General features: G+C 56.8%; 1 protein-coding gene. It reads right to left on the reverse strand.

What is annotated here, in order from left to right:
* A partial coding sequence (locus tag FC814_RS22555; protein WP_170967963.1) for a cellulose synthase subunit BcsC-related outer membrane protein occupies window positions 1-584 on the reverse strand: 584 nt, incomplete at both ends.

Below are 584 nucleotides of genomic sequence, written 5' to 3' on the forward strand. Positions count from 1 at the left end.
TTATTCTGGTTGATGACCTTATAGTAATAGCCCGTCATCCAGCGCACGCGCCAGTTATCTTCGACATTTTTGCCGGTTAACTGGTCGCCGCTAAGGGATGCCCAGACGCCGTTCGCTTCACCTTTATCGTAGCTCAGACTCAGCCCCACGCCATCGGCACGCACACCGCCCCATTTTTTCCCGGTATTGCCCGGAGAGTCTTTCTGCCCGCCAAAGGCCAGTAACGAACTGGAGATGGGGCGCCGATGGGCGTTAACGGTGTAACCAAGCGGCCCGATATTATCGCTGTAACTGATGCCGCCGACCACATCCACCACGTTGAAGCCCATCGGTGTGGTGCCGATATCCCAGCTCCAGACGTCATTTCGCCAGCCGACCGCCACGCTGGCGCCGGAATCCGACTGGCTGCGGTTGCCGCTACAGTCCTGCAACGTACAGGTGCCCCAGTTGTTATCCCATTTACCCTCAGCGTCGGCGGAAAAACTGCCGACGTTCATATTGACGAAATCACTGCGAAAGAACATCCGTCCGTCAGAATACGGTGCATCCACCTGCAACATGGTGGTGTGCGCTTTCAGGTCGGA

The organism is Escherichia sp. MR, from assembly GCF_005280595.1.
Taxonomy (GTDB): Bacteria; Pseudomonadota; Gammaproteobacteria; order Enterobacterales; family Enterobacteriaceae; genus Escherichia; species Escherichia ruysiae.